A 16,007-nucleotide genomic window follows, 5' to 3' on the forward strand; every position below is an offset into this window, starting at 1 on the left:
GGCGCGATGGTGGTCCGCAGCAACATCGTCGGCATCGACTCGCCGCAGGCGCTGGAGAAGGCGCTACGCGCAGCCTATTATCTGGCCGACGACGGGCTCTCCACTGCCGCATATCTCGCGCTTGCGCTCGGCAAGCCGCTGCTGCTCGAAGGCGCGCCGGGTGTCGGCAAGACGGAGGCGGCGAAAGCGATCGCCGCCGTGCTCGGCCGCAAGCTGATCCGGCTGCAATGCTATGAGGGCATCGACGCCGCCGCGGCGCTCTACGAGTGGAACTATCCGCGCCAGATGCTGGCGATCCGTCAGGCCGGCGAGGAGAGCATCGACATCTATGGCGAGAGCTTCCTGATCGAGCGGCCGATGCTCGCCTGTCTGCGCGCACCTGACTCGACCGTCCTTCTGATCGACGAGATCGATCGCGCCGACCAGGAGTTCGAGGCGTTCCTGCTCGAATTCCTCTCCGACTTCCAGATCTCGATCCCCGAGCGCGGCACGTTGCGTGCCGCCGAGCGGCCGATCGTCGTGCTGACCTCGAACCGGACCCGCGATCTTCATGAGGCGTTGCGCCGCCGCTGCGTCTACCATTGGATCGATTATCCCGATGCGGAGCGCGAGGCGCGGATCGTGATGATGCGCGCCTCCAGCGTCGCCGAAGCGACCGCGCGCGCCGTGGTGGCGGCGGTAGCGAAGCTCAGGCGCGAGCCCTTGAGCAAGGCGCCGGGCATTGCCGAGGCGGTCGACTGGGCCGAAGCGGCGACGCTCCTGAACCAGACCGGTGCGCGCTGGCCCGATGCCTTCAAGCGCTCGATCGGCGTGGCGCTGAAGGACGAGGAGGATCTGTCCTTCATCGCGCCCCGGCTCGATGCGCTGCTCGCGGAGGCGATGACATGAGCGAGCCGCGACTGCCACGCGCGACCGAAATTTTCCTGACCTTCGCCGCGCTGCTGCGGCGGAACGGATTCGCGATCGCGCCCGAGCAGACCACGGCGTTTCTCGCCGCAATCGAATTGCTGGGCCCGTCCAGTCTCGACGACATTCGCCGTGCTGGAGCCGCAACCCTGGCGCCCCCGCCCGAGCGGCTCGCGACCTATCATCTGCTGTTCGACATTCATTTTGGGGTCACTGACGCGGCAGCCCTTAGCGACACCGACCAGCAGGACGACGTCGTGCGGCTGCAGGAGGAGGGCGACGAGGGCGTCGATCCCGACAGCGCCCAGGAGCAGAACGAATCCGGGTTGGCCGCCACGCGGACCGAGGCGCTGGTCGCGCGCCGCCTTGCTGCGACCACCGCCGGCAATGCCCTGCAGCGCCTCGCGCGCCAGGCCCGGGCAAGGCTGCCGAAGCGGCGCGGCCACCGCCGCATGCGGGCGCGGCGCGGCGGTTTCGTCGATATGCGCAGGACCTTGCGGGAGAGCGTGCGGCGTGACGGCGAGGTGTTGTCGCTGCGGCGCTTGAAGCGCCGGCCGCGACTGCGCCGCCTGCTGCTGCTGATCGACGTCTCCGGCTCGATGAAGGCGCGCACCGAGGACAATATGCGGCTGGCGCATGTGCTGGTGCAGGCGGTGCCCCAGGCCGAGGTGTTCACCTTGGGCACGCGGTTGACGCGCGTGACGCGCCCGTTACGCCTGAAGCGGCGCGAGCAGGCGCTGCTCGCGGCCTCCCATCTCGTCAGCGACTGGGACGGCGGGACCCGGATCGGCGAGGCACTGCAGGCGTTCCTCGCGGTGCCGCGGTTCTCGACCTATGCACGCGGCGCCGCGGTGCTGGTGATCTCGGACGGGCTGGAGCGCGGCGATCATCAGGCGCTCCGCGATGCCGTCTGGAAGCTGTCGTTGCGCGCCTGGCGGCTGAGCTGGCTGACGCCACTGGCGACCGGGCCCGGCTTCAAGCCGCAAACGGAGGCACTGCAGGCGATCGCGCCCTTTGTCGACGACATCGTTCCCGGCGGTTCCGACGAAGCCATCGTCACGCATGTGCTGTCGCTGGCACAGAGGAGGGCGGCATGAGCGGATATGTCGATGCGCATCATCACATCTGGCGTCAGGCCGATCTGCCCTGGCTGGTCGGGCCGATGCAGCCGCGCATCTTCGGCCCCTATGAGCCGATCCGCCGCGACTACCCCATCGAAGAGTATCTGCAAGACATCGCAGGGAGCGGCGTGGCTCAATCGGTCTATGTCCAGACAAATTGGGCCAAGGACGGTTTCGAGGACGAGGCCGCATGGGTGCAGCGAATCGCCGACCGGCACGGCTTTCCGCATGCGATCGTCGCCTATGCCGATCTCGCCGTCGATGACGCGCGGCCGCAATTCGACCGGCTTGCGCGCTATCCGCTGATGCGTGGCGTCCGGATGCAACTGCACTGGCATGACAATCCGTTGTATCGCTTCGCTGCGTCGCCCGATCTCTGCAGTGTTCCGAAGATCCGTGCCAACATCGCGCGGCTTGCCGACTATGGCTGGTCGTTCGACCTGCAGGTGTTCGCGCCGCAGATGGCGGGCGCGGCGGCCCTGGCCGAGAGTTGCCCGTCGGTCACCTTCATCCTGCAGCACGCCGGCATGCTGGAGGATCTCTCTCCGGCGGGACGCGAGCAATGGCGCGCGGGAATGCAGCGGCTCGCCGCCTGCCGCAATGTCGTCAGCAAGCTCTCGGGCCTCGGCACCTTCATCCGCCGCAACGATCCCGCGCACGTCGCCGACGTCGTACGCGAGACGATCGGCATGTTCGGTGCCGAGCGCTGCCTGTTCGGCTCGAACTTTCCGATCGAAAAGCTCTGGACGGAATATCGCGCGCTCGTTGCGGCCTACGAGGCGGCGATCGAGGATCTCGATGAGCGCGCACGCATGCAAATCATGGGAGAAACCGCGCGGCGCGTCTATCGGCTCGGCTGACGTCGCGCGCAACGACAACAAAAGCAACAGGGAACGCTCATGGCGCTGGAAATCAAGATTCTCGACTATGGTGATATCGAGCTGGAATCCAGCTTCCTCGTGCTCGGCCGCGATTGCGGCCGTACCCGCCGGGTGCTGACGCTCGGTTTCCTGATCCTGGGCGGGCCGTATCCGGTCGTGGTCGACACCGGCTATCGCTCGAACCAGATCATGGAGACGCTGGGCATGCGCGGCCTGCAGTACCACGAGAACATGATCGAGAACCAGCTGGCGCGCCACGGCGTGCGCATGGGCGACGTCCGCTATGTCTGCCACACCCATCTGCACATCGATCATGCAGGGAAGGACGATTTGTTTCCGATGAACACGACGGTCGTGCTGAACCGGCGCGAGCTCGAATATTCCGTCTCGGGCCTGATGCATCCGCAATATCCGGCGCCCGACATCAAGCATTTGATCGACAGGCTGCACACCAAGAGCGCGCTGCGTTTCCTCGATCTGGAGCTGACTGGCCCGGTGGAGCTGATGCCCGGCGTCTATTGCGACGCCGCCAACGCCCACACCGAGGGATCGATGAACATTCATGTCCACACGGCCGACGGCATCGCCACCATCTGCGGCGACGTGATCTACGACTTCAACGACCAGATCGTGACGCCGTTCAACGAGATCCAGGATGCCGAGCCGCGCACCACCGGCAACCATGGCACCAGCAAGCGCGCCGAGAAGGCGGCGATCAAGAAGCTGCTGTCGAGTTCGCGCTACCTGCTGCCGGTGCACGATCGCCCCGCCAAGATCGAGGGTGGGATGGTGGTCGGGCGACTGCACGATCAGGTTCCGGGCCCGGTCGTGCAGTCGCTGCCGCAGCGGCACTGGTTTCCGGCGTGAGGACGCGTCATGACCCACGTCACCTTGCGTCCTGAATTCGAGAGCCTGATCGATCCGTACGCGCCGGTGGCGCAGGTCGCGACCGGATTCGAATTCACGGAGGGGCCGATCTGGCACCCGGCCGAGCAGTTCCTGCTGTTCTCCGACATGCCCGCGGATGTCCGCCGCCGCTGGGATGCGAAGCGCGGCGTGGTCGAGATGCGGCGGCCGTCGAACAAGTGCAACGGCATGACCTACGATGCCGAGCTCAATCTGGTCGTCTGCGAGCATGCGACGTCGTCGCTGGTGCGCGAGCGGCCTGACGGGCGGCGCGAGATCCTGGCGTCGCATTTTCAGAACCAGGAGCTCAACAGCCCGAACGATGTGTGCGTCCACTCCAGCGGCGCGATCTATTTCTCGGACCCCTGGTATGGCCGCATGCCGGTCTATGGCGTCGAGCGGCCGCGGCAGCTCGGCTTCCAGGGCGTCTACCGGGTGGCGCCCGGCGGCGGCGCGCCGCTTCTGCTGGTCGATCGCCATTTGTTCGACCAGCCCAACGGGCTGTGCTTCTCGCCGGACGAGAAGCTGCTTTACGTCAACGACACCGTGCAGGCCGTGATCCGCGTGTTCGACGTCGGCAGCGATGGTACGTTGTCGAACGGCCGCGTCTTCGCCAGCGGCATCCGCTCGGAGCTCGAGCCGGGCGTGCCCGACGGCATGAAATGCGATCAGCGCGGCAATGTCTGGGTCACCGCGCCGGGCGGCGTCTGGGTCTATGCGTCCGGTGGCGAGTTGCTCGGCAAGGTGCGCGTGCCGGAGCTGGTCGCCAACCTGGCTTGGGGCGGGCCTGAGTTTCGCACGCTCTATCTCACCGCCACCCATTCGGTCTACGCGATCGCGACCAAGGTCGGTCCGCGCCACGAGCCGTACATGAGTGCGCGGCCTGGGGGCGCCACAACGTCGTCCTCTCCGCAGGCGCCGCAACTGGCAACGGGCGACATGCAGCTCGATCCGCGCCGCTGTGCGATGATCATCCAGGACCTCCAGAACGACGTCATCATGGATGGCGGTGCTTTTGCCGAGTCCGGAGCGCCCGGTCATGCCAAGCAGCAGCGCGTGGTCGACAACGTCCTTCGGCTGGCCGAGGCCGCCCGGGCGCGCGGCGTCGTGATCATCCATGTCTGGTTCGTGGTCGAGCCCGGCGCGCCCGGGGTGACGCTCAACGCCCCGCTGTTCGAGGGGCTGGTCGACAGCAAGGCGATGGTCCGCGGCAGCTGGGGCGCGGCGCCCGTTGCGGGGCTCGAGCCGCGCAGCGGCGACTTCGTCGTGGAGAAGATGCGGATGAGCGCGTGGGAAGGCACGCGGCTGGAGACGATCCTCAAAGCCACCGGACGAGACGTCATCATCAACACCGGCGCCTGGACCAACATGTCGGTCGAGCACACCGCGCGCACCGGCGCCGACAAGGGCTATTTCATGGTGGTGCCGGAGGATTGCTGCTCGACCATGAATGCCGACTGGCACAACGCGTCGATCAACTTCGCCCTGCAGAACGTCTCCGTCGTCACCCGGGCCGATGCCGTGATCAAAGCGCTGGGGTAGGGCATGCCCAAGCTGCTTCATCTCGTCGCCTCGCCGCGTGCGGACTCCGAATCCGGCGCCGGCGCGCGCGTCTTTCTCGATCGCTTCAGGCAGGCACGGCCGGGTTGGGACGTCGACGAGCTGCATTTGTGGCGTGAGAGCCTGCCCGAGTTCGATGGCGAGATCCTGCAGGCGAAATATGCGCGCATGGGCGGGCGTGCCTTCACCGACAGCCAACGCGCGGCTTTCGCGATCGCCGAGCGCATGGCGGTGCGGCTCGATCTGGCCGAGCGCGTCGTGATCTCGACGCCGATGTGGAATTTCGGCATCCCCTACAAGCTCAAGCACTGGCTCGACATCATCAACCAGCCCGGTCTCACCTTTCGTTTCGATCCTGCGCGCGGCTATCTGCCGCTGTTGAAGGACCGTCCGACGCTCGTGATCATCGCGAGCGGCGGTGACTTCACGACGGGCATGAGCCGCGGGCGGTCTGATCTTGCCACGCCCTATCTGCGCGAAGCGCTGCGTTTCATGGGCCTCCGCGACGTCAAGTTCGTCGCTCTTGGGCCGACCAGCGGGCCGTCCGAGCACACGGGCGCGGCGCGAGACAGGGCACATCGGCAGCTCGTCGAGCTGGCCTCGCGATTCTGAATGGCGGGTTCGTCGACGCGCGTGGCGTAGCTCCGACCTGACCCAGTCGGCGATGGCGCACACTGCCGATCGCTGCGGCTCGCGCGTCCTCCGTCAGGTCAGCGTCACCACCTTCGCAATGGAACTCCGGCGTGTCGGGCCACCTTGACACCGACCGCCCCGGCACGGGTTTCATCAAGAGGACGCTCCGATCGGCCAGAGCAAGGGCCGCTATGCTCAGGGGCGACGGGATTAGAGGCGCACCGAGGGGGCAGTATCCGGTAGAATGAAGACGATCGATTCACTGGAGAACGTCCCCATGCCGTTTGCGCAGTTCGGTGCGCAGCTCCGGGTGCAGAGCGGGCTGCGGGCCGCGATCACCTCGGCCTATCGTCGCGCCGAACCCGAGTGCCTCGCGCCGCTGCTCGAGCTTGCGGCCCTCGCTGAGGCCCCATCGCAACGGGCCGCCGCCCTGGCGCGGGATCTCGTTCTGCGGCTGCGCGCCAAGACGCGGTCGGGCGGGATCGAAGGCCTGATCCAGGAATATTCGTTGTCGAGCCAGGAGGGCGTCGCGCTGATGTGCCTGGCGGAGGCCTTGCTGCGGATCCCCGACGCCGCGACCCGCGACGCGCTGATCCGCGACAAGATCGCCACGGGCGACTGGCGCGCTCACATCGGGCACAGCCCGTCTCTGCTGGTGAACGCGGCGACCTGGGGGCTGATCGTGACCGGCAGGCTGACGGCTGCCGCCAGCGAGGAGGGCCTGGCGTCGGCCGTGACGCGGCTGATCGCCCGTGGTGGCGAGCCGATCATTCGCAAGGGCGTGACGCTCGCCATGCGGCTGATGGGCGAGCAGTTCGTCGCAGGCCAGACGATTGCGGAGGCGCTGTCTAACGGCCTGCGCTGGGAGGAGCAGGGCTTCCGCTACTCCTACGACATGCTGGGCGAGGCGGCGACCACGGCGGACGACGCCGCGCGCTACTTCGCCGCCTACGAGACCGCGATCCATGCGATCGGACGGCATTCGGCGGGGCGCGGCATCTATGAAGGGCCCGGCATCTCGATCAAGCTGTCGGCGCTGCATCCGCGCTACAGCCGCATCAAGCGCGACCGGATCCTGGCGGAGCTGCTGCCGCGCCTGAAGCAACTGGTGGGGCTCGCGAGGCGGTATGACATCGGTCTCAACATCGACGCCGAAGAGGCCGACCGTCTCGATCTGTCCCTCGATCTGCTCGAAGCGCTCTGCCTCGATCGTGACCTTGCCGGCTGGAATGGTATCGGCTTCGTCGTCCAGGCCTATCAGAAGCGCTGTGCCTTCGTCATCGACTGGCTCGTCGATCTTGCCCGCCGTTCGCAACGTCGATTGATGGTGCGGCTGGTCAAGGGCGCCTATTGGGACAGCGAGATCAAGCGTGCGCAGGTCGATGGCTTGAAGGACTTTCCGGTCTTCACGCGGAAGAGCCACACCGACGTGTCCTATCTTGCCTGCGCGCGCAAGCTGCTGGCGGCGCCTGACGCGGTGTTTCCGCAATTTGCGACCCACAATGCACGAACCCTGGCGTCGATCGTTGAAATGGCGGGGCCGAATTTCTATCGTGGCCAATACGAGTTTCAATGTCTCCACGGCATGGGCGAGCCGCTCTACGAAGAGGTTGTCGGTTGTGACCGCCTCGACCGTCCGTGTCGCATCTACGCGCCGGTGGGATCGCATGAAACGCTGCTGGCCTATCTGGTGCGCCGGCTGCTGGAGAATGGCGCGAACACGTCCTTTGTCAATCGCATCGCCGATCCGGCGGTGTCCGTCGACGAACTGATCGTGGACCCGGTGGCGCTCGTGCGCTCCTCGCAGGCTCCGGGTGCACCCCACGACAAGATCCGCAGTCCGCGACGGCTGTTCGGCGCCAGGCGGCGGAACTCGGCTGGCCTCGATCTGTCCGACGAAGGCGAACTCGCGCGGCTCGGCGAAGCGCTCGCCGAGAGTGGCCGCCTCGCATGGCAAGCCCTGCCGTCGATGGCGGCGGAGCGGGAATCCCAACGCCTCGTTCGTAATCCGGCTGATCTCGCCGACATCGTGGGCGCCGTTCGGGACGCGGCGCCGGCGGAGATCGAAGCTGCTCTGGTCCATGCGGCCGCGGCTGCGCCGCGCTGGGCGTCGACCGGCGCGCGTGAACGTGCCACATGCCTGCGCATGGCCGCGGACGAGATGGAGGCGCGCGGACGCGTTCTGATCGGCCTGATCGTGCGCGAGGCCGGCAAGACGTTCGCGAACGCGATCGGGGAGGTGCGTGAGGCCGTCGATTTTCTGCGTTACTATGCGGATCAGATCGAGGACCTGGCAGATGCGGGTGCGCATTCTCCACTCGGGCCCGTCGTCTGCATCAGCCCGTGGAACTTCCCGCTCGCGATCTTCACCGGCCAGATCGCGGCTGCGCTCGCGGCGGGCAATCCGGTTCTGGCCAAGCCGGCCGAGGAGACGCCGCTCATCGCCGCCGAAGCGGCTCGCATCATCAATCAGGCGGGACTGCCCCCGGGCGCGCTTCAACTGCTGCCAGGTGACGGCCGCGTCGGTGCGGCGCTGGTTGCCGATGCGCGGGTACAGGGTGTGATGTTCACCGGGTCGACCGCGGTCGCGCGGCTGATCCAGAAGCAGCTCTCCGAACGTCTGACGCTGCACGGACAGCCGGTGCCGCTGATCGCCGAGACCGGCGGGCAGAATGCGCTGATCGTGGATTCCTCGGCGCTGGCCGAGCAGGTCGTCGGCGACGTCATCGCATCCGCCTTCGACTCGGCTGGGCAGCGCTGCTCGGCCTTGCGCATCCTGTGCCTGCAGGAGGAGATCGCCGATCGGACCGTGGCGATGCTCCGCGGCGCCATGCACGAGCTCGAGATCGGCAATCCGGCGCGGCTGTCGGTCGATGTCGGCCCGGTGATCAGCGCGGAGGCGCGCAGCACGCTCGATGCGCATGTCGCGATGATGCAGGCGCGCGGTCATGCCGTGGAGCGGCTGACGCTGCCGCCGCAGGCGGCGCATGGCACGTTCGTCGCGCCGACAATCATCGAGATCGCCAGCATCTTCGATGTCGAGCGCGAGGTGTTCGGCCCCGTGCTCCACGTTCTGCGCTACCGTCGCGAGCAGCTCGCTGATCTCATCGAAGCGATCAACCTCACCGGCTATGGCCTGACCTTCGGCATCCATTCGCGGATCACGGAGACCATCGCGCGTGCGTCGAGCCGCAGCGCTGCCGGCAACATCTACGTCAACCGCAACGTCATCGGCGCCGTCGTCGGCGTGCAGCCGTTTGGCGGCTCCGGCCTGTCCGGAACGGGGCCGAAGGCCGGCGGCCCGCTGTATCTGCGCCGGCTGTTCGCGACGCCGCCGCGCCAGCGGCTCATGGCGTCGCAGCCCGACGCAGTCACGCGCTCTTACCTCGACGGGTTGCGCGCCAGCGGACATGCCGAGGCCGCGCTGGCGTGCGAGGCGCATGGGACCCAGCTGTTGGCCGGCTTCGAGATCGAGCTGCCAGGCCCCGTCGGCGAGCAGAACATCTATCGCATCACCTCGCGCGGCGCCGTCGCTGCACTGGCGCAAAGCGCGCAGGCGCTGCTGATCCAGATCGGCGTCATCCTCATGACCGGCAACGACGCATTCGTCGAACGCGCCAACCCTGCTTGTGCCGTGTTGGGACCGCTCACCAGCCAGTTGCGCGGCCGCCTGCGGATCGTCGACAGCTGGCGGGCTCTCCGCGATCTGCAGGCTGTGCTCGCCGAAGGCGAAACGGATGAATTGATTGCGCTCGGCCGCGACCTCGCCGCGCGCCCCGGGCCGATCATCCCGCTCGTCACGCCGCGCACCAGCGACGGCTGCTACGATCTCGACCGGCTGGTCACCGAGGTCAGTCTCTCCACCAACACCGCAGCTGCCGGCGGCAATGCTAGCCTGATGTCGATCGGCTGAGAAGACAGGTATGCCGTCCCGGGCTGGCTCGAAGCCGCAGGACAGGATAGGGGAGAACACCGTCATCGTCGGCCCGCTTCGCCCGCTGACGCACGCTTCGCTCCGATCGAGGACACCTTGATGTCGACCATCCTGTTCAAGAACGCCGCTCTGCTCGACCCGCTGCAGCCCGACCTGCTCGAAGGGCGGCACGTGCTGGTCGAAGGCGACCTGATCAAGGAGGTCTCGGACAAGCCACTGCAGGCGAGCGCCGACCGGACCATCGATCTCCAGGGCAAGACCCTGATGCCCGGCCTGATCGACCTGCACGTCCATGCGATCGCGGTCGAGCTCAACCTCGCCCAGCAGGTGCAGATGCCGAACGTGCTGGTGACCCTGCGCTCGGCGATTTTGCTGAAGGGCATGTTGCGCCGCGGTTTCACCACGGTGCGCGACGCCGGCGGCGCCGGCTATCCGCTGAAGCAGGCGGTCGACACCGGCCTCACCGAAGGCCCGCGGCTGTTCGTCTCCGGCCGTGCGCTGAGCCAGACCGGCGGCCATGGCGACATGCGGGCGCGCACCGATTTCCTCTCCGACAACGCGCCGTGTCCGTGTTGCGTGCGCGTCGGCGCGCTGGCGCGCGTCGCCGACGGCGTGGATGCCGTGCGCAAGGCGGTGCGCGAGGAGCTGCAGATGGGCGCCGACCAGATCAAGATCATGGCGTCAGGCGGGGTGGCGTCGCCGACCGATCCGGTCGGCGCGTTCGGCTATTCCGAGGACGAGATCCGCGCCATCGTTGCCGAGGCGAGGGGACGCGGCACCTATGTGCTGGCGCACGCCTACACGGCCGAGGCGATCGCGCGCGCGGTGCGCTGCGGCGTGCGCACCATCGAGCATGGCAACCTCGTCGATCTGCCGACGGCGCGCCTGATGGCCGAGCACGGCGTCTACGTGATTCCGACGCTCGTCACCTATGAGGCGCTTGCCAATGAGGGCGCGCAATACGGCCTGCCGCCGGAGAGCGTCGCGAAGATCGCGGACGTGCGCGACGCCGGGTTGCGCTCGCTCGAGATCTATCGCGAAGCCGGCGTGAAGATGGGCTTCGGCAGCGACCTGCTGGGCCCGTCGCAGCGGCTGCAGAGCGACGAGTTTCGCATCCGCGCCGAGATTCTCGGTCCCCGCGAAGCGATCGCCAGCGCCACCGTGATCGGCGCCGAGGTGCTGGGCATGGAAGGCAAGCTCGGCCGCATCGCGCCGGGCGCGATTGCGGATCTTCTCGTCGTCGACGGCAATCCGCTGCGCGACGTGTCTTGCCTGCTCGGCCAGGGCGATCACATCCCGCTGGTGATGAAGGCGGGCAAGCTTCATATCGATCGGCGCGACTCCTGAACGGGCCCGTCAGGCGTCGCTTCAGAGTATGTCGGCGATGGAATGGCCCTGCAGCTCGATGCTGAGCCCCTGCATGCCGAGATCAGTGATCTCGCCGCCCATCGCCTTCAGGCTTTCCTCGCGGATCAGCGACATCAGGCCACGCCGCAGCGCCAGGAACTCGGACGACATCATCATGGCCTGCTGTCGCGGCCGCTCCAGCGGAATCTGGATCTCGGCCTTGATCGAGCCGGGGCGCGCGGTCATGCAGTAGACGCGGTCCGACAGGAAAATCGCCTCGTCGATGTCATGGGTGACGAACAGAACCGAGATCTTCAGCCGCTGCCACATGTTGGTGAGGATCTGCTGCATGATGATGCGAGTCTGCGCATCGAGCGCGCCGAACGGCTCGTCGAGCAGCAGCACCTTGGGGCCGGTGGCGAGTGCGCGCACGATGCCGACACGCTGCTTCATCCCGCCGGAGAGCCGCTCGGGATAGTGGTTCTCGAACGCCTCGAGGCCCGCGAGCCCCAACAAGGTGCGTGCCGCGCGTGCGCGCTCGAATTTCGGCATGCCGCGCATCTTCAGCCCGAACTCGACGTTCTCGCGCACCGTCTTCCACGGAAATAGCGAGTACTGCTGGAACACCATGCCGCGTTCGGCGCTCGGTCCGGTGACGGCGTTGCCGTCCACCGTGACGATGCCGCAGGTCGGCTTCAGGAAGCCCGCCACGGCATTGAGCAGTGTCGACTTGCCGCAGCCCGAGGGACCGACGATCGAGACGAACTCGCCGGGTGCGACATGGATCTGCGTGTCGGTGACGGCCTCGACGGCGCCGTCGATGGTCTCATAGCTCAAGGCGAAGTTGCGGACCTCGATATGGCCTTGTCGGGTCTCCAATGCGGCGTGGCTCATCGTGACCTCCAAGGCATCACCAGTTGTCCGGCGGCGCGGATCACGAGGCTCGAGCCGAGCCCGAGCACCCCGATCGCGATCATGCCGAGCGCGATGTCGGCATATTGAACCAGCGAGTACGCCTCCCAGGTGAAGTAGCCGATGCCGAACTGTCCCGAGATCATCTCGGCCGCGATCAGCGACACCCATGCGACGCCCATGCCGACGGTGAGGCCGGTGAAGATGTGCGGCAGCGACGCCGGGAAGTAGACCTCGCGAAAGATCGAGGTCTCGCGCGCGCCGAGGCATTTGGCGGCGCGCACGAGCACGGGATCGACCAGCGTCATGCCGTGCAGCGTATTGACCAGGATCGGGAAGAACGAGCCGAGGAAGGTGATGAAGACGATGCTCTGCTCGTTGGTCGGCCACAGCATGATCGCCATCGGGACCCAGGCGATGGCTGGGATCGGGCGCAGCACCTCCGCGACCGGAAAGACGATCTCGTGCACCAGTTTGAAGCGGCCCATGATCAGGCCGAGCGGAACGCCGACCAGTGCAGCCAGCGAGAACCCGATGAAGATCCGGCGGCAGCTGAGCAGGATGTGCATCAGGAATTTGGGGTCATGGATCGCCTTGGTAAAGCTCGCATAGACCGCCAGGGGCGCCGGCACGTTGGTGAACTTCACGAAGAAGACGACGCGGTAGGTCGTCAGCAGATGCCAGGTGATCAGGAACGCGATCAGCGAGGCAGTGCCGATCAGCAAGGCCCGCAGCCTGTCCTGGTTGAGCCGGAACCAGCGCGCTGCGCGGGCGGAAAACTCCGGCCGGCTCGGCGGGATGGCGGCGCCAGGCGCGGCGGTTGCCGCGGCCTGGTTGGGCGAGGTCATGAGGGCGGGGCTGCTCAAGTCTTGCCTCCCGCCACTGCCAGCTTCACCGCCTCATCCAGTCCCATCACCTTGCCGCCGATCTTCGCGGCATGGGCCTCCGCATCCTTCTTCAGCAGGAACGGCGCGATCTCGCCATTGGCGGCGGCGAAGAAGGCCTGGTCGGCGAACAGCTTGATGCCACGCGCGGTGTCGAACACATAGGCGACATTGATCTTCTTGCCCTTGGCCTTGAGGTCGGCATAGGCGCCGAGTGTGCAGGCGGCGCTGCTGAAGGCTGTGATGCCCTCGCCGTCGACCCAGACCTCGCCGGCCTTGCGCGGCTCGGTGATCGGCTTGTTGCAGAACTTGTCCTCGCCGGAGACCTCATAGTTCGCGGTGCTGGCGAGCTCCTTGTCGTAGTCGAGCTTGAGCTCGGCATAGGCCTTGCGGACGTAGCTGTCGTCGACCCATTTCTTCGGATCGAACTCCTTCATGCGGCCGAGGCTCTGCAGCACCTTGACGTCGGTCGCCGCGGCATCGACCAGCGCCGGCTTGATCGTCGGATCCGTGGTCATGTTGCCGCCGGGGCCGAGGAAGATGTAGACGACCTCCTTGTTGATCCCGGTCCATTCCTGGATTTTTTCGGCCGCCGCCTTCGGATCCTGGCGCAGCCACTGGTTGGCGGCAATCACCGCCTTGATATAGGCGACGACGACCTCGGGGTATTTCTCGGCGAAGTCGGTGCGGACGACGACGCCGTGGAAGGTCGGCAGGTTGGTCTGGACGCCGTCGTAGATCTTGCGCGCAAAGCCGCGGAACGGCAGCAACTCGGCGAACGGCACGAAATCGGCGTGGGCGTCGATCTTCTTCTCCTGCAGGTTGGTCGATCCGACCTCCGGCGTCTGGCTCACGAGCTGGAAGAAGTCCGCCGGATAGCCGCTGTCCTGAAGCGCCTTCAGCACCATGCCATGTGCGGCCGAGCCGAATGGCACGCTGACCAGCTTGCCCTTGAGGTCGGAAAGTTCGTAGTAGGGCGAGTCCTTGTGAACGACAATGCCGTTACCGGAGCCGGCGAGGCTGTAGGCTGCGACCGCGATCAGCCGGCTCTTGCTCTCGGGATTGTTCTCGAAAGTGAAGCCGTTCACGATCAGCGGGTAGTCGCCCATCATGCCGAATTGCAGCTTGTTCGCCATCATGCCGTTGGTGACGGGCGGACCGGAGGTGAAGTTCTGCCACTCGATCTCGAACTTGATGTTGGCGTATTTGCCGTCCTTGGGGAGATACTTCTCCAGCAGCTTGAGCTGCCGCACGATGGTGCCGGCGGTGACCGTGTTGGTCGTCGTATCCTGGGTCCCGATCCCGATCGTGACGGTCTCTGCTGCGACAGGCTGCGCCGCGATCAGGGACAGACAGGTGACGGACAGTAAGAGCGCGTGATGGCAGCGGACCATTCTCATCCCCGTTCGGTTGGATGGTTGATGGCACCATGATGAAGGCCGCGTCCGCGAGCGCAAATCCGGAGTTCGGCAGCGGGTGGATTAGTTGCCGTCAAATCCCGGTTGCGTACTCCTTGGGCAATTTCGCACATGACAGCCGCTTGCATGAGCAGGCCGGCTAATCGGCGGCCTGACCGCGCATCTCTTCCAGGAGATCGGGCCGGCAAACCACGATCTGCGAGCGCCGGGTCTGGACGATGCGCTTCTCCTGCATCCGCTTGAGGCTGATCGTCACCCACTGCCGCGTTGCGCCGACCATGTGAGCGATGTCGGCATGGGTGAAGGCCGCGGCGATGACCTTGCCTTCGGGATCGTCGACGCCGTAGAGGTCGACCAGATGCAGCAGAAGATGCGCGAGCCGCTCGGTGATCGAACGTGTCCCCAGCATTTGCGCCAGCGCGGAGTAGCACTTCCCCTTGAAGCTCAACCCTTCGATCAGCCCGATTGCGAGATTGGGGATCTCGGCGACCAGCGTTCGCAGCTCCTTGCCTGGCAGCTGAATCACGCTGGCATTGCTGGCGGCAACGCCCGACCATTGATGCACGCCGGTGTCGAACACCTCGGGGCCCCCGACGAAGTTGCCGACATGCCAATAGGCGAGCGTGATCTCACGGCCCTGCGGCGAGGTGTAGAACACCCGGATGCGGCCGCTCTCGACCAGGAAAATGCCGTCGTGCTTTGCGCCCTGGCTGAACAGCGTCTGGCCGCGGTTGAGCACCTTGCGGCGGCCTTGCTTGAGCACCTGCTCGCGTTCGCGCAGGCTGAGCCTTTCGATCAGCGACGGCGGGCCGCCGATGGATTGCTGGCTCTCGGTGAGCAGAAGCGACGAGCTGGTCACCGCGCGCGCTTGTGGCAGGGGCGTGGGCACGGCGTCCGCAGCTGATTTGGCCGCCTGCAGCAACATGTCTTGCCTCCGCATTGATCACGCTGATCAGAAGCGGAGCAATGTTCGTGCCATCCGGTGCGGCGCAGCCGTTCAGGCCGCGGCCAGCTCCCGCAGGTATGATGTCGGATAGATGCCGCGATTGTGGCCGTCGGAAAACCCGATATTCAGCCCGTAACCGAGATCGCCGACCGCCACGATGGCGATGCCGGGGAACTGCGCCGGGAAGCGGCCGTCGAAGCGGGCGCGCTTGCAATGCGCGCACATGCAGGAAAGGCGCAGCCGTTCGGCCGATATCACGGCAGGACCAGCGCCGCTCGCGCTCCGCAGCAGCAACGACGAAAGGTCCGCGCTGACTTCGCCGTCCGCGATTTCAACATCCCTCATGTTGCCTCCTGGTTGTGTCGTGGCCGCTGCCGAAAGGCTAGGCAAACGGAGCGAACCCACCCAGCAACTAATTGCCTGGTGGTTCGAATCCTTCGGCCTGATGCGTCGCTGCCGAGCGATCGGGCGGTGGGGTGGAGAAAGTTTGCAACTAGGGCGTGGACTCATAAGCCTTGGCCCAGAGGCGGGTTGAGCCGAGTGCGACTGCCGCGAGAAA

Annotated in this window: 13 protein-coding genes; 8 read left to right on the forward strand and 5 right to left on the reverse strand. The window is 66.4% G+C overall.

Translation table 11 applies throughout. From position 1 onward, the window contains the following. Nucleotides 1-6: 6 nt before the first annotated feature. The 8 genes from HL666_RS32210 to HL666_RS32245 all read left to right on the forward strand — a co-directional run bounded on the left by HL666_RS32210 (nucleotide 7) and on the right by HL666_RS32245 (nucleotide 11,288). The gene (locus tag HL666_RS32210) at nucleotides 7-888 is read left to right on the forward strand and encodes an AAA family ATPase (RefSeq protein ID WP_172185569.1); all 882 of its coding nucleotides are present in this window, start codon (nucleotides 7-9) and stop codon (nucleotides 886-888) included. Continuing rightward, the gene (locus HL666_RS32215) at nucleotides 885-2,003 is read left to right on the forward strand and encodes a VWA domain-containing protein (protein WP_172185571.1); all 1,119 of its coding nucleotides are present in this window, start codon (nucleotides 885-887) and stop codon (nucleotides 2,001-2,003) included. The genes HL666_RS32210 and HL666_RS32215 overlap by 4 nt, the downstream gene beginning before the upstream one ends. Then, complete coding sequence (locus tag HL666_RS32220; RefSeq protein ID WP_172113379.1) at nucleotides 2,000-2,887, forward strand: amidohydrolase family protein; 888 nt, start codon at nucleotides 2,000-2,002, stop codon at nucleotides 2,885-2,887. The genes HL666_RS32215 and HL666_RS32220 overlap by 4 nt, the downstream gene beginning before the upstream one ends. Nucleotides 2,888-2,926: 39 nt before the next feature. After that, nucleotides 2,927-3,775 (forward strand): MBL fold metallo-hydrolase, encoded by an 849-nt coding sequence (locus tag HL666_RS32225; RefSeq protein WP_172113380.1) that lies wholly within the window; start codon nucleotides 2,927-2,929, stop codon nucleotides 3,773-3,775. 9 nt (nucleotides 3,776-3,784) lie between these two features. Further along, on the forward strand, nucleotides 3,785-5,356 hold the full coding sequence (locus tag HL666_RS32230) for an isochorismatase family protein (RefSeq protein WP_172113381.1): 1,572 nt from the start codon (nucleotides 3,785-3,787) through the stop codon (nucleotides 5,354-5,356). Between the two features lie 3 nt (nucleotides 5,357-5,359). Then, complete coding sequence (locus HL666_RS32235; protein WP_172113382.1) at nucleotides 5,360-5,986, forward strand: FMN-dependent NADH-azoreductase; 627 nt, start codon at nucleotides 5,360-5,362, stop codon at nucleotides 5,984-5,986. A gap of 298 nt (nucleotides 5,987-6,284) precedes the next feature. After that, the gene (putA, locus tag HL666_RS32240; protein WP_246741680.1) at nucleotides 6,285-9,920 is read left to right on the forward strand and encodes a trifunctional transcriptional regulator/proline dehydrogenase/L-glutamate gamma-semialdehyde dehydrogenase; all 3,636 of its coding nucleotides are present in this window, start codon (nucleotides 6,285-6,287) and stop codon (nucleotides 9,918-9,920) included. A gap of 120 nt (nucleotides 9,921-10,040) precedes the next feature. Further along, nucleotides 10,041-11,288: a metal-dependent hydrolase family protein gene (locus HL666_RS32245; protein WP_172185575.1), complete on the forward strand. Its 1,248-nt coding sequence runs from the start codon at nucleotides 10,041-10,043 to the stop codon at nucleotides 11,286-11,288. Between the two features lie 21 nt (nucleotides 11,289-11,309). On the opposite strand, the gene HL666_RS32250 is transcribed toward HL666_RS32245, so the two are convergent. The 5 genes from HL666_RS32250 to HL666_RS32270 form a co-directional block, all read right to left on the reverse strand. Continuing rightward, nucleotides 11,310-12,182 carry an ABC transporter ATP-binding protein gene (locus tag HL666_RS32250; protein WP_172113385.1) on the reverse strand — a complete coding sequence of 291 codons (873 nt, stop codon included), beginning with the start codon at nucleotides 12,180-12,182 and terminating at the stop codon, nucleotides 11,310-11,312. Then, entirely contained in the window at nucleotides 12,179-13,066 is an 888-nt protein-coding gene (locus HL666_RS32255; RefSeq protein ID WP_246739299.1) for an ABC transporter permease, read from the reverse strand. The genes HL666_RS32250 and HL666_RS32255 overlap by 4 nt, the downstream gene beginning before the upstream one ends. Beyond that, nucleotides 13,063-14,478 (reverse strand): ABC transporter substrate-binding protein, encoded by a 1,416-nt coding sequence (locus tag HL666_RS32260; protein ID WP_172113386.1) that lies wholly within the window; start codon nucleotides 14,476-14,478, stop codon nucleotides 13,063-13,065. The genes HL666_RS32255 and HL666_RS32260 overlap by 4 nt, the downstream gene beginning before the upstream one ends. A 163-nt stretch (nucleotides 14,479-14,641) precedes the next feature. Beyond that, a complete protein-coding gene (locus HL666_RS32265) occupies nucleotides 14,642-15,427 on the reverse strand; it encodes a Crp/Fnr family transcriptional regulator (protein WP_172113387.1) in 786 nt (261 codons plus the stop codon). 72 nt (nucleotides 15,428-15,499) lie between these two features. Beyond that, a complete protein-coding gene (locus HL666_RS32270) occupies nucleotides 15,500-15,793 on the reverse strand; it encodes a gamma-butyrobetaine hydroxylase-like domain-containing protein (protein ID WP_172134367.1) in 294 nt (97 codons plus the stop codon). Nucleotides 15,794-16,007 lie beyond the last annotated feature (214 nt).

Origin of the sequence: Bradyrhizobium aeschynomenes, from assembly GCF_013178945.1 — a bacterium.
Classification (GTDB): domain Bacteria; phylum Pseudomonadota; class Alphaproteobacteria; order Rhizobiales; family Xanthobacteraceae; genus Bradyrhizobium; species Bradyrhizobium aeschynomenes.

Bases quoted from the DNA above. Each gene is read 5' to 3' on its own strand.
- HL666_RS32210 (WP_172185569.1), top strand. From the start codon at position 7: ATGGTGGTCCGCAGCAACATCGTCGGCATCGACTCGCCGCAGGCGCTG.
- HL666_RS32215 (WP_172185571.1), top strand. From the start codon at position 885: ATGAGCGAGCCGCGACTGCCACGCGCGACCGAAATTTTCCTGACCTTC.
- HL666_RS32220 (WP_172113379.1), top strand. From the start codon at position 2,000: ATGAGCGGATATGTCGATGCGCATCATCACATCTGGCGTCAGGCCGAT.
- HL666_RS32225 (WP_172113380.1), top strand. From the start codon at position 2,927: ATGGCGCTGGAAATCAAGATTCTCGACTATGGTGATATCGAGCTGGAA.
- HL666_RS32230 (WP_172113381.1), top strand. From the start codon at position 3,785: ATGACCCACGTCACCTTGCGTCCTGAATTCGAGAGCCTGATCGATCCG.
- HL666_RS32235 (WP_172113382.1), top strand. From the start codon at position 5,360: ATGCCCAAGCTGCTTCATCTCGTCGCCTCGCCGCGTGCGGACTCCGAA.
- putA (WP_246741680.1), top strand. From the start codon at position 6,285: ATGCCGTTTGCGCAGTTCGGTGCGCAGCTCCGGGTGCAGAGCGGGCTG.
- HL666_RS32245 (WP_172185575.1), top strand. From the start codon at position 10,041: ATGTCGACCATCCTGTTCAAGAACGCCGCTCTGCTCGACCCGCTGCAG.
- HL666_RS32250 (WP_172113385.1), bottom strand. From the start codon at position 12,182: ATGAGCCACGCCGCATTGGAGACCCGACAAGGCCATATCGAGGTCCGC.
- HL666_RS32260 (WP_172113386.1), bottom strand. From the start codon at position 14,478: ATGGTCCGCTGCCATCACGCGCTCTTACTGTCCGTCACCTGTCTGTCC.
- HL666_RS32265 (WP_172113387.1), bottom strand. From the start codon at position 15,427: ATGTTGCTGCAGGCGGCCAAATCAGCTGCGGACGCCGTGCCCACGCCC.
- HL666_RS32270 (WP_172134367.1), bottom strand. From the start codon at position 15,793: ATGAGGGATGTTGAAATCGCGGACGGCGAAGTCAGCGCGGACCTTTCG.